Raw genomic sequence first — 17,302 nt, 5'->3', positions numbered from 1 at the left:
TGGTCAAGTGAGTCAATTGATGGACACAACACCGAATAGCTTCGAGATTTCATCATTTACTGTGACTGCCATTGGGCACATAGCCAGAACTTCATCGCCACAACAGGGTTCAGCCCTGCTCATGACACTTTTACTGCGGCGTTTACCTCTCCGAGGAAGTGGGTTGCCCAAAATCGAAAACAAAGGACTTCAAGAGAACAATTGCTTTCTTTACTCACTAAGATCGATCCTTGCACACATATCAAACCTAAGAACCCCATCAAACAAAGTTTGGGGTGCTGCAAGCTTAAGTTCCTCCAGAGCCTATGAATTAGCAGGACCATTTAATATTGATTTCATATCCGAGTTTGATGGGCTTTTGCGCTCTGCGGACCAAATCATTGCGAACGGAATCGATGAAGAAGGCCTATTGTACTTCGCTCACAGGCATCTCGCTCCGCTCAAGCAGGAACTTGTGAACGATGAGTGTCTTATCATTGAAGGGTTTTCAGAGCCATTAGATGCATACCCGATTCCAAGTTGGGCCATAGCCGAAAATAATGAGTTCATCTCTTTATGGGGGCACGAATGGATGTCCGCATCTCACTGGTCCTTCTGGCGCGACTGGTACCAAGGCTTCCTCGACGGCAAACCCCTCGATTGGGACCTGCAACGCCGCGTGGCGCTAATTCCTGATGACGATTGGGAAAAGGGACCGGAGCATATTGCCCAGAAGATTGAAGAGATCCGTGCACGGTTTGAGCTTGAAAAACGTATTGCGGAATTAGAGGCCGAAAAGCATGTCTGGGAAGAACGCGCACGGCTTGGAATTGGCGGCAATAACCCGCCCGAAGCCCTCGAAGATGACATCAGGATCGTTCAGGAAATTATTTGGGCACCCATCGAAGATTTGAAAGCGGAAACGCAGTCTGAAACGCCGGATAATTCTCGTATCAAATCCGCCATCTCGAAATTAGGTGCTGCCTTGATCGCAATCGGCAAGTGGCCGCTTGGCAAACTTGACAAAGCCGCAGATGAATTCGCGAAGTCTCTCGGAAAATGGGGTGGCGGAGCCTGTGCCGGATGGCTGGCGCTCAACAGCGACAAGATTGCCGAGATCATCAAAGCAGCTCAAGACTGGTTGGGCACCCTGTTCTAAACACATCCCCGGCACGAGCGAATGCTCGGGCCACGCCCGACCCTCCCCCATGGGAGGGCGTTTTGCGACGTCTCAGGGTTCGGAAATGTGTAGAGAGTTTTCAACCGGTCGCCACATGGTCCTGTTCCGAAACGCCCACCCAGGGTCGGGCGTGGCCCTGGTGTTGTGTTACCCGACCGGCAGCACGTTCCGCCGCACCATGGTGCGCAGGGTAAAGCTCGACCGCATTCGGCTGACGCCGTCAATGCGCATCAGGTGGTTTTCCATGAACCGGTCAAAGGCGGTCAGGTCAGCCACCACAACGCGCAGCATGATGTCGCGATTGCCGCTCATCAAATGGCATTCCATCACCTCATCCATGCGCGACACGGCGCGTTCGAAGGCGTCAATCGCCTCGCGGCTTTGGCTGGCCAGTTCGACCTCGATAAACACGCTGACCGGCAGGCCCAGTTTGGCCTGATCGACCCGCGCGCCGTAACCTGTGATCACGCCCGCCGCCTCAAGTGCGGCCACCCGGCGCGCGCAGGGGGTGGGCGACAGGCCGACCTTTTGCGCCAGATCGCCCAGTTTTTGCCGGCCGTCAGATTGCAGCGCTTTGATGATGCGGCGATCGGTGCTGTCCATAGTATTTCTCGCGTTAATCTTCCTTGGGCAGCAGATTATCCCTAATTGGTACATAAATCACGCCGAAAATTGGTGCAAATCTTCGCGTGTGCGCCCTTAAAGTCGCCGCACCAAGGGAGAGAGACATGAAAATCACATCCATTCCATCGACCAGCCACGAAGATATTCGCCGCGTTGAGGACACAGCGTTGGGGCTGATCGGCTTTATCGCCATCCACTCGACCAAATTGGGGCCAGCGGCGGGCGGGCTTCGGATGAAACCCTATGCGTCGGAGCAAGAGGCGTTGACGGATGTGATGCGATTGTCTGAGGGGATGACCTATAAAAACGCGGCGGCGGGCCTGCCGCTTGGGGGCGGCAAGGCGGTGATTTTGGGCGATCCCAAGGCGCTGAAGACGCCGGAACTGCTGCATGCTTTTGCCCGCGCGATTGAGGCCTGCGAGGGGCGCTATTGGACCGCAGAGGACATGGGCATGACCCCGGCGGATATGGCTGAGCTTGCGCGTGAGACACGATTTGTGGCGGGGCTTGCGGATGGGGAATTTGCCTCTGGTGATCCCTCGCCCATCACCGCGCGCGGGATTTTCAACGCCATCCGCTGCGTGGCCAAGCACCGGTTTGGCGACCCGGATCTGACCGGCAAAACCGTGTCGGTGCAGGGCTTGGGCAATGTGGGTTGGAACCTGTGTGAACTGTTGGGGGACGCGGGCGCCAAGCTGATCGTCACCGATATTTCTGAAGACCGCGTCGATGCGGCGGTGGTTGAGCTGGGCGCCAAAGCGGTTGCGCTGGACGCGATTTACGGCGTGCAGGCCGACATTTTCGCCCCCTGCGCCATTGGTGGCATCTTGAACGCAGACACAATTGCGCAGTTAAACGTCACCGCCGTTGCGGGCGGGGCCAACAACCAATTGGCGCGTGCGGAAGACGCGGCTTTGCTGCACGACAAAGGCATCCTTTATGCGCCTGATTTTGTCGCCAATGGTGGTGGGATCATCAATGTGGCGACCGAAATCCTTGAGATTGCAAATCGCAAAACTTGGGTCGATGACAAGGTTGCCGCTTTGGATGCCACAATGGATGCGATCCTGCGAGAGGCCGCGCGCAAGGGGGTCAGCCCCGCGGATGTGGCCCAAGATGTGGTGGCGCGCGCGATCACCGAACGGGCGGCCTAAAGCGTCCCTTAACCGGTTCAGTTAACGCTGACACATATCAAGGACGGGCATTTGAAATCCGCCTAGCGTTTGGCGAAATCCTATGCTGGAGCGCACAACATGCCCGTTCAAAACGCACCTGTCCTGACCCTCACCCTGAACCCGACGCTTGATATGTCCAGCGACGCGGATCACGTCGTGGCCGAGGATAAAATCCGGTGTGACGCACCCACGCTTGACCCCGGCGGGGGGGGCATCAATGTGGCGCGAGCAATTGGCATTCTGGGCGGGCAAGCCACGGCTTTGGTCGCTTTGGCCGGGTTTCGCGGCCAGCAGGTGGCGGCGCTTTTGACCCGCGAAAACGTGCCGCATGTGGTGGTAGAGATCCCCGGTGAAACCCGCCTGTCACTGGCCGTGGGCGACCGGGCCGCGCGCACGCAATACCGCTTTGTGATGCCCGGCCCGCTGTGGGGCGCGGATGAAAACGCCGCCTGTCTTGCCACGATCAAATCCCATCTGTGCGCGGGGCAATTTGTGGTCTTATCCGGCTCCATGCCGCCGGGGATCAGCGACAGCTTTATTCAGGATTGTTCCGCCTTTACGGCTGAAGCGGGCGCAAAGCTGGTGCTTGACACCACGGGCGGCGATCTGCTGAACGGCAACGCGCGGGTGACGGTGCTGCGATTGGACAAGGTGGAAAGCGAAGCGATGGCGGGCCACCCCTTGCCCAGCACACAAGACGCCGCAGATTTTGCCCAAGGGCTGATCGCACGCGGCGTGGCCGAGATGGTCATTCTGGGGCGCGGCAAAGACGGGTCGGTTCTGGCCACAAAGGACACGGCCTGGCACGGCAGCGGGCCGGATGTGACGGTCCACAGCAAAGTGGGCGCAGGCGACAGCTTTCTGGGCGCGTTCACATTGGCCTTGGCACGGGGAGACACGCCAAAGACTGCGCTGGCCCACGGGGTTGCGGCGGCGTCTGCTGCGGTGATGTCTGCGGCCACGGCGCTCTGTGCGAAACGTGACGTTGATGCGCTTTTGCCCCGGATCACCGTCACCGAAATCTGACAGTTTTCGCGCATTCAGCGGGGTGATCTTTTGGGAAATTGCCACCGGGGGTCGGGCTGTGTTATCTTATGCGGAATGAGGAGCAGAGAGTCATCTGAACCCAATACAGGCCAATCGGCCAGTGCATGACGAACAATGCAAAAGAGGCAGAAAAATGAAACACTTGGTTATCGCTTGTGTTCTGAGTTCAACGGTTCTGACATCCCAGGCGGCCCATGCTGGCGGGATCCAGAAAGCGTGTTTAAGCGCCGATCGCAGCGCCGCATCCCGCAGTCTTTGTGGCTGTATTGAGGATGTTGCCAGTGCGATGTTGAACCGAAAAGAACAAACCCGCGTGGTGAAATTCTTTAATGACCCGCATCAAAGCCAATCCACCCGGCAATCTGATCGCGCATCGGACGAACGGTTTTGGCAAAAGTACAAACAATTTGGTCAAGCCGTACGCACCTATTGCGAAAGTTGATCTGAAGCGTTTTCAGTTTCATTGAAGTGGTCCTATGTTGCTTTTTGCGTTTGAGCGAAGCGAAAGGCAGCGAACAAGCGACACCGTATGAACTGGAAATGCTTTGAGCGTTTCCGGTTTCATTGAAGTGGTCCTATGTTGCTTTTCGCGTTTGAGCGAAGCGAAAGGCCGCGAACAAGCGACACCGTATGAACTGGAAATGCTTTGAGCGTTTGAAACAGTCGCTTGAAACGGGGCCGCCATGCACACGCCAGACGCGGCCCTTTTTTACGTCAGATCCCGCAACAATCCACGAGACGCCGCCTCGACCAAATCCAAGGTCTGGTCAAAGTCCCGCGTGTAATAAGGGTCGGGCACATGATCCATGCCGGTCTCGGGTGCAAAATCGGTAAAAAGACGCACCGGCGTGTCATTTTTGGGCGGGCGCAGGGCCTCGATCCCCTTACAATTGTCGCGATCCATGCCGATGATCAGGTCAAACTGGTGAAAATCCGCCGAGGTAAATTGGCGCGCGCGCAGGCCGGAAAGATCGTATCCACGCGCCTTTGCCGCCGCCTGCATTGGCGCATAGGGCGGTTCACCCACATGCCAGTCTGACGTTCCCGCGCTGTCGAATTCTATGTCATGTCCGGCGCTTAGCGCACGCGCGACCCCTTCGGCACTGGGGGATCGGCAGATGTTGCCGAGACAGACGAAAAGCACATGTTGGGTCATTGATCCTCCTGGTTGGGACACGAGTATCGCCCCTGTCCTTGCATGCATCCGCTAGTTGTTGCCCATATGCAACCAGCGACTTGCAAACCCCCACCCGGATCACATACTTGGCGGTATGAAACGCGCAAAACCATACTCTCAGTCCTGTCCGATCTCTTTGACGCTTGATGTCATGGGGAACCGGTGGGCGTTGCATGTCCTGCGAGAACTTCACGCGGGTCCCACCTCTTTTGGTGAGATCAAGGCGGGGTTGCCGGGCATTGCGACAAACATGTTATCCGCCCGATTGTCAGAGCTTGTCGACGCTGGGTTGGTCAATAAAACGGGTCGGGCCTATCGCTTGACCGATCAGGGGACCGCCACGCGGCCGATCCTGTTTGAACTGGCCCGATTTGGCCGCAGCCTGCCCCCGCCCGACAAGCCAGCAGACCCGGAAAACAGCCGCCATCGTGCGGTGTCTTTGGCCGGCGCGATTGAGCGTGCGGTGGCGCCGCAAACCGATTTGCGGGCCGAGCTGATCATTGACGAGGCGCCTTTTGGGCTGGTGGTGGCCGATGGGCATGTCTCGCTTGAAATGGGGCCCTTGCCGCTTCCGCCAGTGCGGATTGCCTTTGCCTGGGCGGATGTGGACCGGGTGGCGGGCGGCAATGTGCGCTTTACCGAATTTGCCCAGACCCAAGGCATTGAAGCACAGGATCCGCATGAGGTCGCGACCTTGCTGGATCTCTTGCAAAAGGCGATCGATATTCTGGGCGGGCACCGATAACCGATAAGGGAGGCACATGCGCCACATCGTGATTTTGACCGGGGCCGGGGTGTCAGCCGAAAGCGGCCTTGGCACCTTTCGCGACCAGGACGGGCTTTGGACCAAATATGATCTGGAGGATGTGGCCACGCCAGAGGGGTTTTCCCGAAACCCCGCGCTTGTGCATGGGTTTTATAATGCGCGTCGCGCGAATTGTCTGGCCGCCAGCCCCAACGCCGCCCACGCAGCACTTGCCCGGCTGCAGGATGCCTTTAACGGGCGTGTCACCCTTGTCACGCAGAATGTCGATGACCTGCATGAACGCGCAGGTGCGGATGATGTGATCCATATGCACGGCACGCTGCCCGGCGCGCTTTGTGCGGTCTGTGATCATCGCTGGCCGGCACCTGCGAGCATGGATTATCTGGCCGCCTGCCCGTCTTGTGGCGGGCCGGACACGCGCCCGGACATCGTGTGGTTTGGCGAAATGCCGTACCGGATGGAGGAGATTTACACGGCCCTTCAGGACGCCGATCTGTTTGTGGCCATCGGCACCTCGGGCACGGTTTATCCCGCGGCGGGCTTTGTGGCAGAGGCACATGCGGTGGGCGCCCAAACGCTTGAGATTAATCTTGAGCCATCCACCACCAACGGACTTTTTGATCACGCGCGGATTGGGCCAGCGACGAAAACTGTTCCTGAATGGGTGCAGGATATTCTGCGCCAATAAAGCGTTTTGCCATAAACGTGAATCACGGGTTTATGGCAAAACGCCCACACCATTGATTGGTTTCGAGGCGCCTCGCCTTTTCCCGGCCTCAGGCTAAAGGCGTGATGCTTTAAGGTCTATTTTGCCGAGGTTCTCCAACAGTTTGAGTTGCAGAAAACCTGTAACACTGACAAAGTAATGGCCGCACCCTAGGGTGCGACCATTGGGGGTGACTAGTCCCCGAGATCGGGACGATCGAGCCTGCAGGGGACGCAAATCCACGGGCTCGATCCCCGAAATTCTTTTGACCAACAAGGTTGAGCGTTTCCAGTTCACATCGTATCGCTTGTTCGCTGCCTTTCGCTTCGCTCAAACGCAAAATGCGATGACAGATGCACAGATGCTTCGATGAAAACTGGACACACTTTAGTTGCTGGCGGCTGGGGCCATTGCGCCGCTGCCCATTTTGCTGTGGTCCATCTTCATGGCACCATTCATTGGCTTGCGCTGAAGGTCCACGGGCACTTCGATGGTGACCTCGCCGGCTTTTTCAAAGACCAGCGTGACGGTGACCATTTTGCCATCTTCCATCTTGTCATTCAGACCCATGAACATCACATGATCGCCGCCCCGCGCAAGCGCATGCATGCCGCCCGCTGGGATGGTGAAGCCTTCGGGGACATGCAGCATCTTGGCCACACCCTGATCGTCGATCTTATGGGTGTGCAGCTCGACCTTTTTCGCAATATCTGATCGCGCGTCGATCAGCTGATCGTCTTCGTCGCCGTGGTTTTCAATTTGCATGAACGCCGCCCCAGCGGTGGCCATCATGCCAGAAGCGCGCGCATAGGCATCCTTCACCATAATCTGGCTATCGGCAAATGCCGGAAGGGCGAAAAGGGCGGCGGCGCCTGCGGCCAGAAGGGTTTTCACCGGGGTCATAGTTTGGGTCATAGTAGCTCCTATCATATTGATCTAATTAAGAAACGCACAGGAGATCTTGGATATTTTGGATCAAGCGCGTGTGGGGGAACGCCGCATATCAGCGGTCGTTTTGCGCTCTGCTCAGATGGAATTTGGGCGCAGTTCGGCCCCATGAACAGACAACAAAACGCTTCTGACGAATGCGTTTAGATCAATGCGGGAGGGCCGCGGGCTGAGGGTGACAGCGCGGGGTTCTGGGTGACAGAGGCATGATCTGGCGTGGTGAGAACCGCAATCAGTCGCGCTTCGGGCCGGTCCAAGCTGGGCAGCGCAAAAGCGGTGGTAAAGATCTGGCCGCCATCCGGGCAGACATGCTGTGTCTCAACCGGTTCCCCATCAGGACCAAGCGTGATGGTTGTCATGCCGATCCCGGTGCAGATCACCATCTCGAGCCCTAAACCGGCCCCGGGGTTCTCGCCACGGGCTTGTGCCAGCGAAAAGCCGGTCACAGTCAGCACGAGCGCCAAGAGATATGAAATCAAACCGCGGATCATGCACAAGAGCTATGCCTCTTTTTTCAGCCATGCAAGAGACAAAAAGGCACAGGGGCAAAACGCAGGCATAAACGGCGGTGACCGGCACCTCCCGGTGGGGCCTTCGGGCAACACCCAAACAGGAAAAGCCGCCCAAGGTTTCCCAAGGGCGGCGCATCCTACCGGTGTGAACCGGGATCTAAACCTTAAGCAGCAGCTTGAGCTTTAGCGATATCTTTTTTGATTTTCAAAGCAGAGGCCGACAGCTCGGTGTCTTTTGCTTTCGCCATGAACGCGTCCAGACCACCGCGGTGATCAACGGTGCGCAAAGCAGCAGCTGAGATGCGGAATTTAAATCCACGGCCCAGGGTTTCCGACTGCAGCGTCACATCGTTCAGGTTTGGCAGAAACCGACGACGGGTTCTGTTTTTGGCGTGGCTGACATTGTTGCCAGTCATTGGGCCTTTTCCGGTCAGTTCGCAAACTCGCGACATGGTCTTTTCCTTGCTTATCGGGCCAGATTGGTGGGATTTTCGGTGCGCGAACATGGGGATCGGCCCCTGCCCTTACACCGTCCTGATGGGATACCCACGTTTGGCCGGTCTATAGTAATAGGCGCCGCCAACGGCCGCACCTCGAATTCCGTTCGCGCTCATTACCGGGGATCAGGGTCCGCGTCAAGTGAGTCGCAAGGGGGTTTTCGAGTTGAGGACATACCGCGCCAACTTAAGCGTGGTTTATGGCAAACGGTGCGGTGGGACAAGGGTGGAAGCATCGTTTGAAGCCTATTTCTTGACCGACTTAATGAGCTTCGGCAAATAGACTGAGGCGGCAATTATGCTGCCCCCACCAATAACAACGGGACTCATTAAAATTGCCCCAGTTGCACCAATAACACCAGCGGTGCCGGCAATGATGCCAGTCGTACCAGCTGCGGTCGAGCCAGCGGCGACCGAGCCAAGCATAGTGACCCCAGTTGATGCATTGACGATTGCATACAAGCCAGCGGCTTTCATCCCAATGCCTGACGCAGCACACACACCGGCAACTGCTCCTGCTTTTTCCTTTAAGCGTTTCAACAGATCACTCCAAATTCACAATAGTTATATCGGCATACGGGCATGAGGCACACGCTGTTTTATTCCTCAGCCAGGAACCCACCCGACTGACGACCCCACAGCCCGGCGTAGGTGCCTTTCGCGGTGAGAAGTTCATCATGGGTGCCGTCTTCGATCACGCGGCCTTCATCGAGCACAATGATCCGGTCCATTTGCGCGATGGTTGACAGGCGGTGGGCGATGGCGATCACGGTTTTGCCTTGCATCATGCCGTAAAGGGTCTTCTGGATCGCGGCTTCCACTTCGCTATCGAGCGCGGATGTCGCCTCGTCCAGCACCAAGATCGGCGCGTCCTTTAGCATGACCCGCGCGATGGCGACCCGTTGGCGTTGCCCACCGGACAGTTTCACGCCGCGTTCGCCCACTTGCGCGTTATAGCCCTTGCGCCCCTGAGGGTCCTCAAGCGTGGTGATGAACTCCTGCGCCTCAGCCCGTGTGGCGGCGGCGATCATCTGGTCCTCGGTGGCATCGGGACGCCCATAAAGGATGTTGGCGCGCACCGAGCGGTGCAGCAGGCTGCTGTCTTGGGTGACCATGCCGATTTGCGCGCGCAGGCTGTCTTGGGTCACTTTGGACACATCTTGCCCGTCGATCTCAATCCGCCCGCCTTCGGGGTCACGAAACCGCATAAGCAGGTTCACAAGGCTGGATTTTCCCGCGCCAGACCGGCCCACAAGGCCAACTTTTTCGCCGGGCTTCACGGTGATGGTGACATTGTCCAAGCCCCCTTTGCCCTTGCCATAATGATGCGTCAGCGCGTCAAAGCGGATTTCGCCTTTGCCGATCTGAAGCGCGGGGGCATCCCGCACATCGGTCAGCTCATGCGGCACCGCGATCGAGCGCAGCCCCTCGCGGATCACACCGAAATGTTCAAACAGACGAATGGTCACCCACATAATCCACCCGGACATGCCGTTCAGCCGCACGGTCAGGGCAGAGGCCGCAGCCACCTCACCCACCGAAATCACCCCCTTTGTCCACAGCCAAAGCGCCGGGCCAAGCACGCCGGTAATAAGCAAACCATTGAGGATGTTCAGGCCAAAAGACAGCTCGGTCATCAACCGCAAAAACCGCATGAACCGCAGGCGCAACCGGCGCATGGCAAACAGCACATACCGCTCTTCGCCCTGCCCTTGGGCAAACAGTTTCACGCTTTCAATGTTGGCATAGGCATCGACCACACGGCCATTTACAAGCGAGCGCGCATCCGACCATTTCTCAGACGCGATCGCCACACGGGCCGAAATATGCCGCACATATGCCACGTAAAGCACCAGCCAGATGCCAAGCGGCAAGGACAGGCGCCAATCCACCGCGCCAAGGATCAACATCGCCGACAGCACATAAGTTGTGGCATAGAAAATCGCCTCAAAAAACATATAGGTGCTGTCTTCCACCGCGCCGCCCAGCTGCATCACCCGGTTCGACAAACGCCCCGCAAAATCGTTTTGGAAAAACGACAGCGATTGGCCCAACAGGTGCTTATGCGCGCGCCAACGAACCTGTTCCTGCATGTTGCCCGCAAGGGTTTGTTCCAGGAAAAACTTGTTGGCGACAATCGCAATGGGCCGCAGGATCAGGATGAAAAGTGCTGCCAACAACAGTTCAATCCCATGGGTGGCCCAGAAACTTTCGGGCGCAGAACGGCTCATCAAATCAACCACACGCCCGGTGTAGAAAATCAACCCCGTCTCAATCAACGCAACCATCACACCGGTCAGCGCCAACCACACCATCCACTTTTTAAAGGGACCGTAATGGGTTTTCATATAGGCCCAAAGCGTGGCGGGCGGGGTCGCGCCGTCATCGGGCGCAAAGGGATCGACGAGGTTCTCAAAATAGCGAAACATAAGGGCTCCAAGCAGGCCAACGAGGGCCGAAAAACAGACGCAAAGAGGAATTTGGCGCGGAAGGATGGGATGAAACGGGGGGCGGGCGACAGACACCAACCCACAAGCAGAACCGGCGACTTAATGTCGGTATAGGGTCCTGACTGGCTTCATCGTCACATCTCCTTCGTGGCTGACATAAGGCCTAGCGCAGATGTTAGCGTATATCAAGGGCTGAGTGGCGGAGGTGCCAAACCCGCCCCCGCGCGCCTGCAAAAGAGGTTCGATTTGGATATTTATAGAAAGAGGAAGACAGGCCGCCCTTTTCCTCTTTCCAAAAATATCCTCGCCGAAGGCAAGAAAGCTTTTAAAACTTGGCTCTTAAACCTTAGCGCCGCGAATATGCGCGATCATTTCCTCAGCGGCTTTGGTGGGGCCAACTTCGCCGCGCGCAACCTGACTGCCCAGCATTTGCAAATGGTCGCGGATGTCCCCACGTTCCAAGGCGGCCAACAGCCCGATGCGCACGTCTTCTTCGAACCAATGACGGGCTTGCTCAGACCGGCGTTTGGTCCAATGTCCTTCAGTGCGGCGCCACCCCACCAGCTCCTCCATCGCGTTCCACGCCTCTGGCAGACCTTTTTGCGTCATGGCCGAGACCATCATCGCCTTGGGAAATCCCTCGGGGTCGTAAACCCGTTTTCGCAAAAGGCGCAGCGCGCCGGCGTAATCGGCACAGGTGCGCATGGCCGTGGTTTCAAGCGGACCGTCGGCTTTGTTCACCAAAATCAGATCAGCGATTTCCATGATGCCGCGTTTCACACCCTGAAGCTCATCCCCGCCAGCCGGCGCGAGCAGCAGCAGGAACAGATCGGACATTTCCGCAACCATGGTCTCGGATTGCCCCACACCGACGGTTTCAATCAGCACGATGTCAAACCCGGCCGCTTCACACAGCGCCACCGCTTCGCGCGTGCGCCGCGCCACACCGCCCAATTGCGATTGGGATGGCGACGGGCGGATGAACGCGTTTTTCTCGCGTGACAGGCTCTCCATCCGGGTTTTATCGCCCAAAATAGATCCGCCCGACCGGGTGGAGCTTGGATCCACGGCCAGCACCGCAACCTTCAGGTTCTTTTCGATCAGGAACATGCCGAAAGCTTCGATAAAAGTGGATTTCCCCACGCCCGGCGTGCCAGACAGGCCAATGCGCAGGGCCTGTCGGTTTAAGGGCGCAAGGGTTTCAAGCAACTCGCAAGCCTGCGCGCGGTGATCATCGCGTGCGCTTTCCACCAAGGTGATGGCGCGCGCAAGGGCGCGTCGTTCGCCCGCAGCCACACGTTTTGCCAGATCCTGAATGTCCATTTGCGCCCCTCCCGGTTTTAGGTTTTTTGCCTTGTGCGGGCGCGCATGTCCAGAGTGCAAGACCATCGCGGGGCTGGACGATTTGTCCCAAGCGCTTGATAAGGGGGGATGACGACAGATTTGCCCATCCACGACGCCATCCCTGCCCTTTTGGCCGCGCTAAAAGACGCGGGTCGCGCGGTGTTGATGGCCCCTCCCGGTGCGGGGAAAACCACTGTGGTTCCGCTAGAGATGTTATCGGCGGGCGTCTTTGACGGGCGGCTTTTGATGTTGGAACCGCGCCGTTTGGCCGCGCGCACTGCCGCCGAACGCATGGCGCAGACCTTGGGCGAACGGGCGGGCGACACCGTTGGTTACCGCATTCGCGGCGAGGCGAAAGTGTCGAAATCCACCCGCATCGAAGTGGTCACCGAGGGCATTCTGACCCGCATGTTGCAATCCGATCCCTCGCTTGCGGGCGTGGGCGCGGTGATCTTTGATGAATTCCACGAACGCTCCCTGACCGCCGACCTTGGATTGGCGCTGACGTGGGAGGCGATGGGCGCGCTGCGCGAGGATCTGAAGCTGGTGGTGATGTCTGCGACCTTGGACGCCGAACCGGTGGCGAAGTTGCTGGATGACGCGCCGATTGTGCGCTCTGACGGGCGGGCCTTTCCGGTGGAAACCCGCCATCTGGAACGGGCTTTGCCCAAGGGCGCGCGGGTGCCAGAGGCGACGGCTGATCTGGTCATGGAGGCGCTGTCGCAAACCGAAGGTGGCGTCTTGGTGTTTCTACCCGGCGAAGGGGAAATTCGCCGCTGCGAAGGCGCGTTAAAGGCGCGACTGCCCAAGGGCTGCCACCTGCATCCGCTTTACGGCGCGATGGAGTTTTCTGCGCAGCGCGCCGCCATCGCCCCCGCCAAAGAGGGGCGCAAAATTGTGCTGGCCACGGCGATCGCCGAAACATCGCTGACCATTCAGGACATCCGCGTGGTGGTCGACGCGGGGCTGGCGCGCCGGGCGCGGTTTGATCCAGGATCAGGCATGTCGCGACTGGTCACCGAACGGGTGTCAAAGGCTGAGGCCACACAACGACAAGGCCGCGCGGGGCGTGTGGCCCCCGGCACCTGTTACCGGCTGTGGACCCGCGGCGAAGAGGGCGGCTTGCCCCCTTTCCCACCTGCTGAGATTGAAACCGCTGATCTGGCCCCTTTGGCGTTGGAGCTTGCGGCGTGGGGATCGGCGGATGGGTCCGATCTGGCGTTTTTGACGCCCCCAAATGCGGGTGTTTTGGGCGAGGCGCAGGCGCTGTTGCGCGCACTCGGGGCGCTTACCAAAGACGGCAGCATCACCAAACACGGGCGACAGCTTGCCCGCCTGCCGATGCATCCGCGCCTTGGCCATATGATGGTGATGGCCGGGCGGGCGGCGGCGCCTTTGGCGGCCCTGTGGGGGGATCGCGACCCCCTGCCGCGCGGCGTTGATCTGGACCTGACCCTGCGGCTTGAGGCGATCCGTGACCCCAAGGGGTTTGCAAATCGGCGCGGCATCAACGCCAATCGCGGCGGGGTTGAGCGCATCCGGGCAGAGATGAAACGCATCGCGCGCATGGTGGATGCGGCGGGTGCGTTGGCGGGTGATCTGACCGACGCGCAAATGGCGGCCCTCGCTTATCCCGACCGTATCGGGATGCGCCGCCCCGGTGACATGCCCCGGTTCATCCTGTCCGGCGGCAAAGGCTGTGTGATGGACGAGGCGTCGCCGCTTGCGAACGCCCGTCTGATTGTGGTCACGGATACCGACGGCAACCCGCGCGAGGCCAAAATCCGCCAAGCGGTGCAAATCTCTGACGGTGAGGTTCGGGCGCTGTTTGCTGATCAAATCTCATGGCAGGACGCCTGCGTTTGGTCCAAACGGGACGGGCGCGTGGTGGCCCGCCAGCAAGAACGCTTGGGCGCCTTGGTGCTGGAGGATCGCATCTGGAAAGACGTGCCCACGGACACTGTGGCCCGCGCGATGCTGGACGGCGTTCGGGAGGTGGGACTTAAACTGAGCGATGCCGCCAAGCGATTTGTGGCGCGGGTGGAATTGGTGCGCGAGGGGGGTGTTGACCTGCCGGACATGTCTGATGCCGCGTTGATGGACCAGCTTGACGATTGGTTGCTGCCCCATCTGACCGGCGTGAGAACCACCGCCGATTGGAAGAAGTTCGACGCGCTGGACGCGTTGCGCGGACGGCTGGATTGGAACGCAATGCAGGCGCTGGATCAAGCATCGCCCGCGCATTTCACCACACCTTTGGGGCGCAAGGTGCCGATTGATTATTCGGGGGACCATCCCGAGATCGAAATCCGTCTGCAAGAGCTGTTTGGCGTGACGCGTCATCCGATGGTCGGGCGCACGCCGCTTCGCGTGACGCTTCTGTCGCCGGGGCGAAAACCGGTGCAAACCACGCTGGATATTCCCGGTTTTTGGGCCAGTTCTTATGCGGATGTGCGTAAAGATATGCGCGGGCGGTATCCAAAACATCCGTGGCCCGAGGACCCGACACAGGCGGATCCAACGCTTCGGGCCAAACCGCGAAAACGCTGAAAAAGTGGGAAACTGGCGATGAAACCCGCAATTTGAGGGGTTTTCTGGCCAATTATCGCGGTTTTGTGAGGATTTCGTGGGGCAGCGGGGTTGTAACATGCTGAAGAAACACTTTATTTACCTAGAAGCGCAATAATTAACCAATGAAGCAACGCGACAGGCCCGATTAAGTCCAATGCCACCCATTTTTCAAACCGCTTGGGAAGAGCTTGTCTCTCCCCTTTTTCGTCGCCCGTTCCATGAGCAGGTGGCCGCCCTTTGCTATCGCGGTAAGGGTGCGGAGAAAGAGGTGTTGTTGATCACATCGCGCGGCACCGGGCGTTGGATCTTGCCAAAAGGCTGGCCGATGGTGGGTAAAAACAGCGCAGAGGCCGCCGCCCAAGAAGCTTGGGAAGAGGCCGGCGTTGTGAATGGCATGCCAAAGCAAGACCCGATTGGCGCTTTCACCTACGACAAAGAACTGGACAATGGTGCGGTGGCGCGCTGTTCCACCAAGGTATTTCCCTTGCGTGTCAAAGAGATGGCGGACGAATTCCCCGAAGCCTGTGAACGCACCCGCACTTGGGTCGCCCCGGAAGAGGCCGCCAAGATGGTCAATGAGCCTGGGTTGAAAAAGCTGCTGCGGCGTTTCTAAACCTCACATCCCCTTTCGAATCTGTTGCAATCTAAGCCCTGACACGCTAGCGCGTGCAGGGAAATGTAACGTCTGTGTGACAACAGCTTTTCACCCTTGGTGACAGGTTGAAATCCACAAATGCACACGCGCCGCCAATGGTGGCATTTGGGCCCGGAAACATGGTCATTGACCAAAGGGCCAACACGAAGGGGACTGAGGGCGATGGCAGGTGAACCAAACGGCAGCCAGTGGAAGACGCTGGACAAGGATCTGAACAAGATCAGCCAAGTTGAATATGCGGCACAATATATCTCGCGGCCAATGGTTGGTCTGGGGGTCGCGCTGGCCTTTATCGTGTTGGTGGCCATTGGATCTGCGGTGTTCTTTGGTGGTACGCCGACCTCGCTGGTCGTGGTGATGGCCGCAGCCTTCGGCGCCTATATGGCGATCAATATCGGCGCCAATGACGTGGCCAACAATATGGGCCCGGCAGTGGGCGCAAATGCGCTGACCATGGGGGGGGCAATCGTGATTGCGGCCCTTTTCGAAAGCCTCGGCGCGCTTCTGGCCGGCGGCGATGTGGTGTCAACCATTTCCAAGGGCATCATTGACCCCTCGGGGTTTGCCGATGTGCGTATCTTTGTCTGGGCGATGATGGCGGCGCTGCTTTCGGCGGCGCTGTGGCTGAACCTTGCCACTTGGGTTGGCGCACCGGTTTCGACCACCCACTCCATCGTCGGTGGCGTGATGGGCGCGGGTATCGCTGCGGCAGGGATAAGCGCGGTCAACTGGCCCACCATGGGCAAAATCGCCGCAAGCTGGGTGATTTCCCCGGTCCTGGGCGGCGCGATTGCGGCGCTGTTTCTCGCCTTCATCAAGGCCAAAATCATCTATCAGGACGACAAGATTGCCGCCGCGAAACGCTGGGTTCCGGTGTTGATCGGCATCATGGCCGCCGCTTTCGGGGCCTATCTGGCGATCAAAGGCGTCAAACATATCATTAAGATCGACCTGGTAACCGCGATCATCATCGGCGCCCTGATCGGCGGGGCGGCCTATGCCATCACCGCGCCCCTGATTGCAAAACAGGCCGAAGGTCTGGAAAACCGCACGAAGTCGGTCAAGACGCTGTTTGGCCTGCCGCTGATTTTTTCCGCCGCGCTTTTGTCCTTTGCCCATGGCGCCAATGACGTGGCCAATGCGGTGGGGCCGCTCGCCGCGATTGTGCATGCCGAAAGCGTGGGGGATTTTGCCGCCAAGGTGCCGATCCCGCTCTGGGTGATGGTGATTGGGGCCGTCGGAATTTCGTTCGGGTTGGTGCTGTTTGGTCCAAAACTGATCCGTATGGTCGGCAGCCAGATCACCAAACTGAACCCAATGCGCGCCTATTGTGTGGCCTTGTCTGCCGCGATCACCGTGATTGTGGCCAGCTGGTTGGGGCTTCCGGTTTCTTCCACCCATATCGCCGTGGGCGGCGTGTTTGGGGTTGGGTTTTATCGCGAGTTTCATATGGAGCGTCGCCTGCGCCGCACCGCCGCCAACCGCCCAGAAGTGAAACGCATCCCGGCCGAGGAACGTCGTCGCCGCAAGCTGGTGCGCCGGTCACATTTCATGACCATTGTCGCCGCCTGGGTGATCACCGTACCCGCCGCCGCCGCGATGTCGGCTGTGATTTTCCTGGTGTTGAACGCGATGGTTGGCTGATCAATCACGTTTGAAAGGCCGAGCCTA

General features: G+C 58.6%; 17 protein-coding genes. 9 read left to right on the top strand and 8 right to left on the bottom strand.

Annotated elements, in window-relative coordinates:
- The first annotated feature begins 19 nt into the window (after nucleotides 1–19).
- The gene (locus KKW20_RS04395; protein ID WP_214566409.1) at nucleotides 20–1,138 is read left to right on the top strand and encodes a hypothetical protein; all 1,119 of its coding nucleotides are present in this window, start codon (nucleotides 20–22) and stop codon (nucleotides 1,136–1,138) included.
- 168 nt (nucleotides 1,139–1,306) lie between these two features.
- Here KKW20_RS04395 and KKW20_RS04390 read toward each other — a convergent pair whose 3' ends face one another.
- Nucleotides 1,307–1,762, bottom strand: coding sequence for an Lrp/AsnC family transcriptional regulator (locus KKW20_RS04390; RefSeq protein ID WP_214566408.1), 456 nt, complete (start codon nucleotides 1,760–1,762; stop codon nucleotides 1,307–1,309).
- 125 nt (nucleotides 1,763–1,887) lie between these two features.
- Between KKW20_RS04390 and KKW20_RS04385 the strand changes: the two genes are divergently transcribed.
- The 3 genes from KKW20_RS04385 to KKW20_RS04375 all read left to right on the top strand — a co-directional run bounded on the left by KKW20_RS04385 (nucleotide 1,888) and on the right by KKW20_RS04375 (nucleotide 4,447).
- The gene (locus KKW20_RS04385; protein ID WP_214566407.1) at nucleotides 1,888–2,937 is read left to right on the top strand and encodes a Glu/Leu/Phe/Val family dehydrogenase; all 1,050 of its coding nucleotides are present in this window, start codon (nucleotides 1,888–1,890) and stop codon (nucleotides 2,935–2,937) included.
- Between the two features lie 99 nt (nucleotides 2,938–3,036).
- Nucleotides 3,037–3,984: a 1-phosphofructokinase family hexose kinase gene (locus KKW20_RS04380; protein ID WP_214566406.1), complete on the top strand. Its 948-nt coding sequence runs from the start codon at nucleotides 3,037–3,039 to the stop codon at nucleotides 3,982–3,984.
- Between the two features lie 154 nt (nucleotides 3,985–4,138).
- Nucleotides 4,139–4,447 carry a hypothetical protein gene (locus KKW20_RS04375; RefSeq protein ID WP_214566405.1) on the top strand — a complete coding sequence of 103 codons (309 nt, stop codon included), beginning with the start codon at nucleotides 4,139–4,141 and terminating at the stop codon, nucleotides 4,445–4,447.
- Between the two features lie 267 nt (nucleotides 4,448–4,714).
- On the opposite strand, the gene KKW20_RS04370 is transcribed toward KKW20_RS04375, so the two are convergent.
- Nucleotides 4,715–5,161: a low molecular weight protein-tyrosine-phosphatase gene (locus KKW20_RS04370; protein ID WP_214566403.1), complete on the bottom strand. Its 447-nt coding sequence runs from the start codon at nucleotides 5,159–5,161 to the stop codon at nucleotides 4,715–4,717.
- Between the two features lie 115 nt (nucleotides 5,162–5,276).
- Here KKW20_RS04370 and KKW20_RS04365 point away from each other — a divergent pair, with 115 nt between their 5' ends.
- Nucleotides 5,277–5,927 (top strand): winged helix-turn-helix transcriptional regulator, encoded by a 651-nt coding sequence (locus KKW20_RS04365; RefSeq protein ID WP_214566401.1) that lies wholly within the window; start codon nucleotides 5,277–5,279, stop codon nucleotides 5,925–5,927.
- Between the two features lie 16 nt (nucleotides 5,928–5,943).
- A complete protein-coding gene (locus KKW20_RS04360) occupies nucleotides 5,944–6,636 on the top strand; it encodes an NAD-dependent deacylase (protein WP_214566400.1) in 693 nt (230 codons plus the stop codon).
- A 405-nt stretch (nucleotides 6,637–7,041) separates the two neighbouring features.
- Here the strand turns inward: KKW20_RS04360 and KKW20_RS04355 are convergent, their stop codons facing one another.
- From KKW20_RS04355 to meaB, 6 genes are all read right to left on the bottom strand, one after another.
- Entirely contained in the window at nucleotides 7,042–7,569 is a 528-nt protein-coding gene (locus tag KKW20_RS04355; protein ID WP_425514254.1) for a copper chaperone PCu(A)C, read from the bottom strand.
- 176 nt (nucleotides 7,570–7,745) lie between these two features.
- Nucleotides 7,746–8,093, bottom strand: a complete 348-nt coding sequence (locus KKW20_RS04350; RefSeq protein WP_214566398.1) for a hypothetical protein — start codon at nucleotides 8,091–8,093, stop codon at nucleotides 7,746–7,748.
- Nucleotides 8,094–8,278: 185 nt separating this feature from the next.
- A complete protein-coding gene (gene rpmB / locus KKW20_RS04345; RefSeq protein ID WP_214566396.1) occupies nucleotides 8,279–8,566 on the bottom strand; it encodes a 50S ribosomal protein L28 in 288 nt (95 codons plus the stop codon).
- Between the two features lie 291 nt (nucleotides 8,567–8,857).
- A complete protein-coding gene (locus KKW20_RS04340) occupies nucleotides 8,858–9,151 on the bottom strand; it encodes a hypothetical protein (RefSeq protein WP_214566394.1) in 294 nt (97 codons plus the stop codon).
- 59 nt (nucleotides 9,152–9,210) lie between these two features.
- Nucleotides 9,211–11,040 carry an ABC transporter ATP-binding protein gene (locus tag KKW20_RS04335; RefSeq protein WP_214566392.1) on the bottom strand — a complete coding sequence of 610 codons (1,830 nt, stop codon included), beginning with the start codon at nucleotides 11,038–11,040 and terminating at the stop codon, nucleotides 9,211–9,213.
- A gap of 360 nt (nucleotides 11,041–11,400) precedes the next feature.
- Nucleotides 11,401–12,384 carry a methylmalonyl Co-A mutase-associated GTPase MeaB gene (gene meaB, locus KKW20_RS04330; RefSeq protein WP_214566390.1) on the bottom strand — a complete coding sequence of 328 codons (984 nt, stop codon included), beginning with the start codon at nucleotides 12,382–12,384 and terminating at the stop codon, nucleotides 11,401–11,403.
- A 108-nt stretch (nucleotides 12,385–12,492) separates the two neighbouring features.
- Between meaB and hrpB the strand changes: the two genes are divergently transcribed.
- From hrpB to KKW20_RS04315, 3 genes are all read left to right on the top strand, one after another.
- Complete coding sequence (hrpB, locus tag KKW20_RS04325) at nucleotides 12,493–14,955, top strand: ATP-dependent helicase HrpB (protein ID WP_214566388.1); 2,463 nt, start codon at nucleotides 12,493–12,495, stop codon at nucleotides 14,953–14,955.
- A 175-nt stretch (nucleotides 14,956–15,130) separates the two neighbouring features.
- Entirely contained in the window at nucleotides 15,131–15,589 is a 459-nt protein-coding gene (locus KKW20_RS04320; RefSeq protein ID WP_214566386.1) for an NUDIX hydrolase, read from the top strand.
- A 204-nt stretch (nucleotides 15,590–15,793) separates the two neighbouring features.
- On the top strand, nucleotides 15,794–17,275 hold the full coding sequence (locus tag KKW20_RS04315) for an inorganic phosphate transporter (protein ID WP_214566384.1): 1,482 nt from the start codon (nucleotides 15,794–15,796) through the stop codon (nucleotides 17,273–17,275).
- The last annotated feature ends 27 nt before the right edge of the window (nucleotides 17,276–17,302 follow it).

Origin of the sequence: Aliiroseovarius lamellibrachiae (assembly GCF_018599245.1) — a bacterium.
Classification (GTDB): domain Bacteria; phylum Pseudomonadota; class Alphaproteobacteria; order Rhodobacterales; family Rhodobacteraceae; genus Aliiroseovarius; species Aliiroseovarius lamellibrachiae.
Note: the sequence above shows the minus strand (reverse complement) of the source record. Positions and strands in the feature narration are given on the sequence as shown.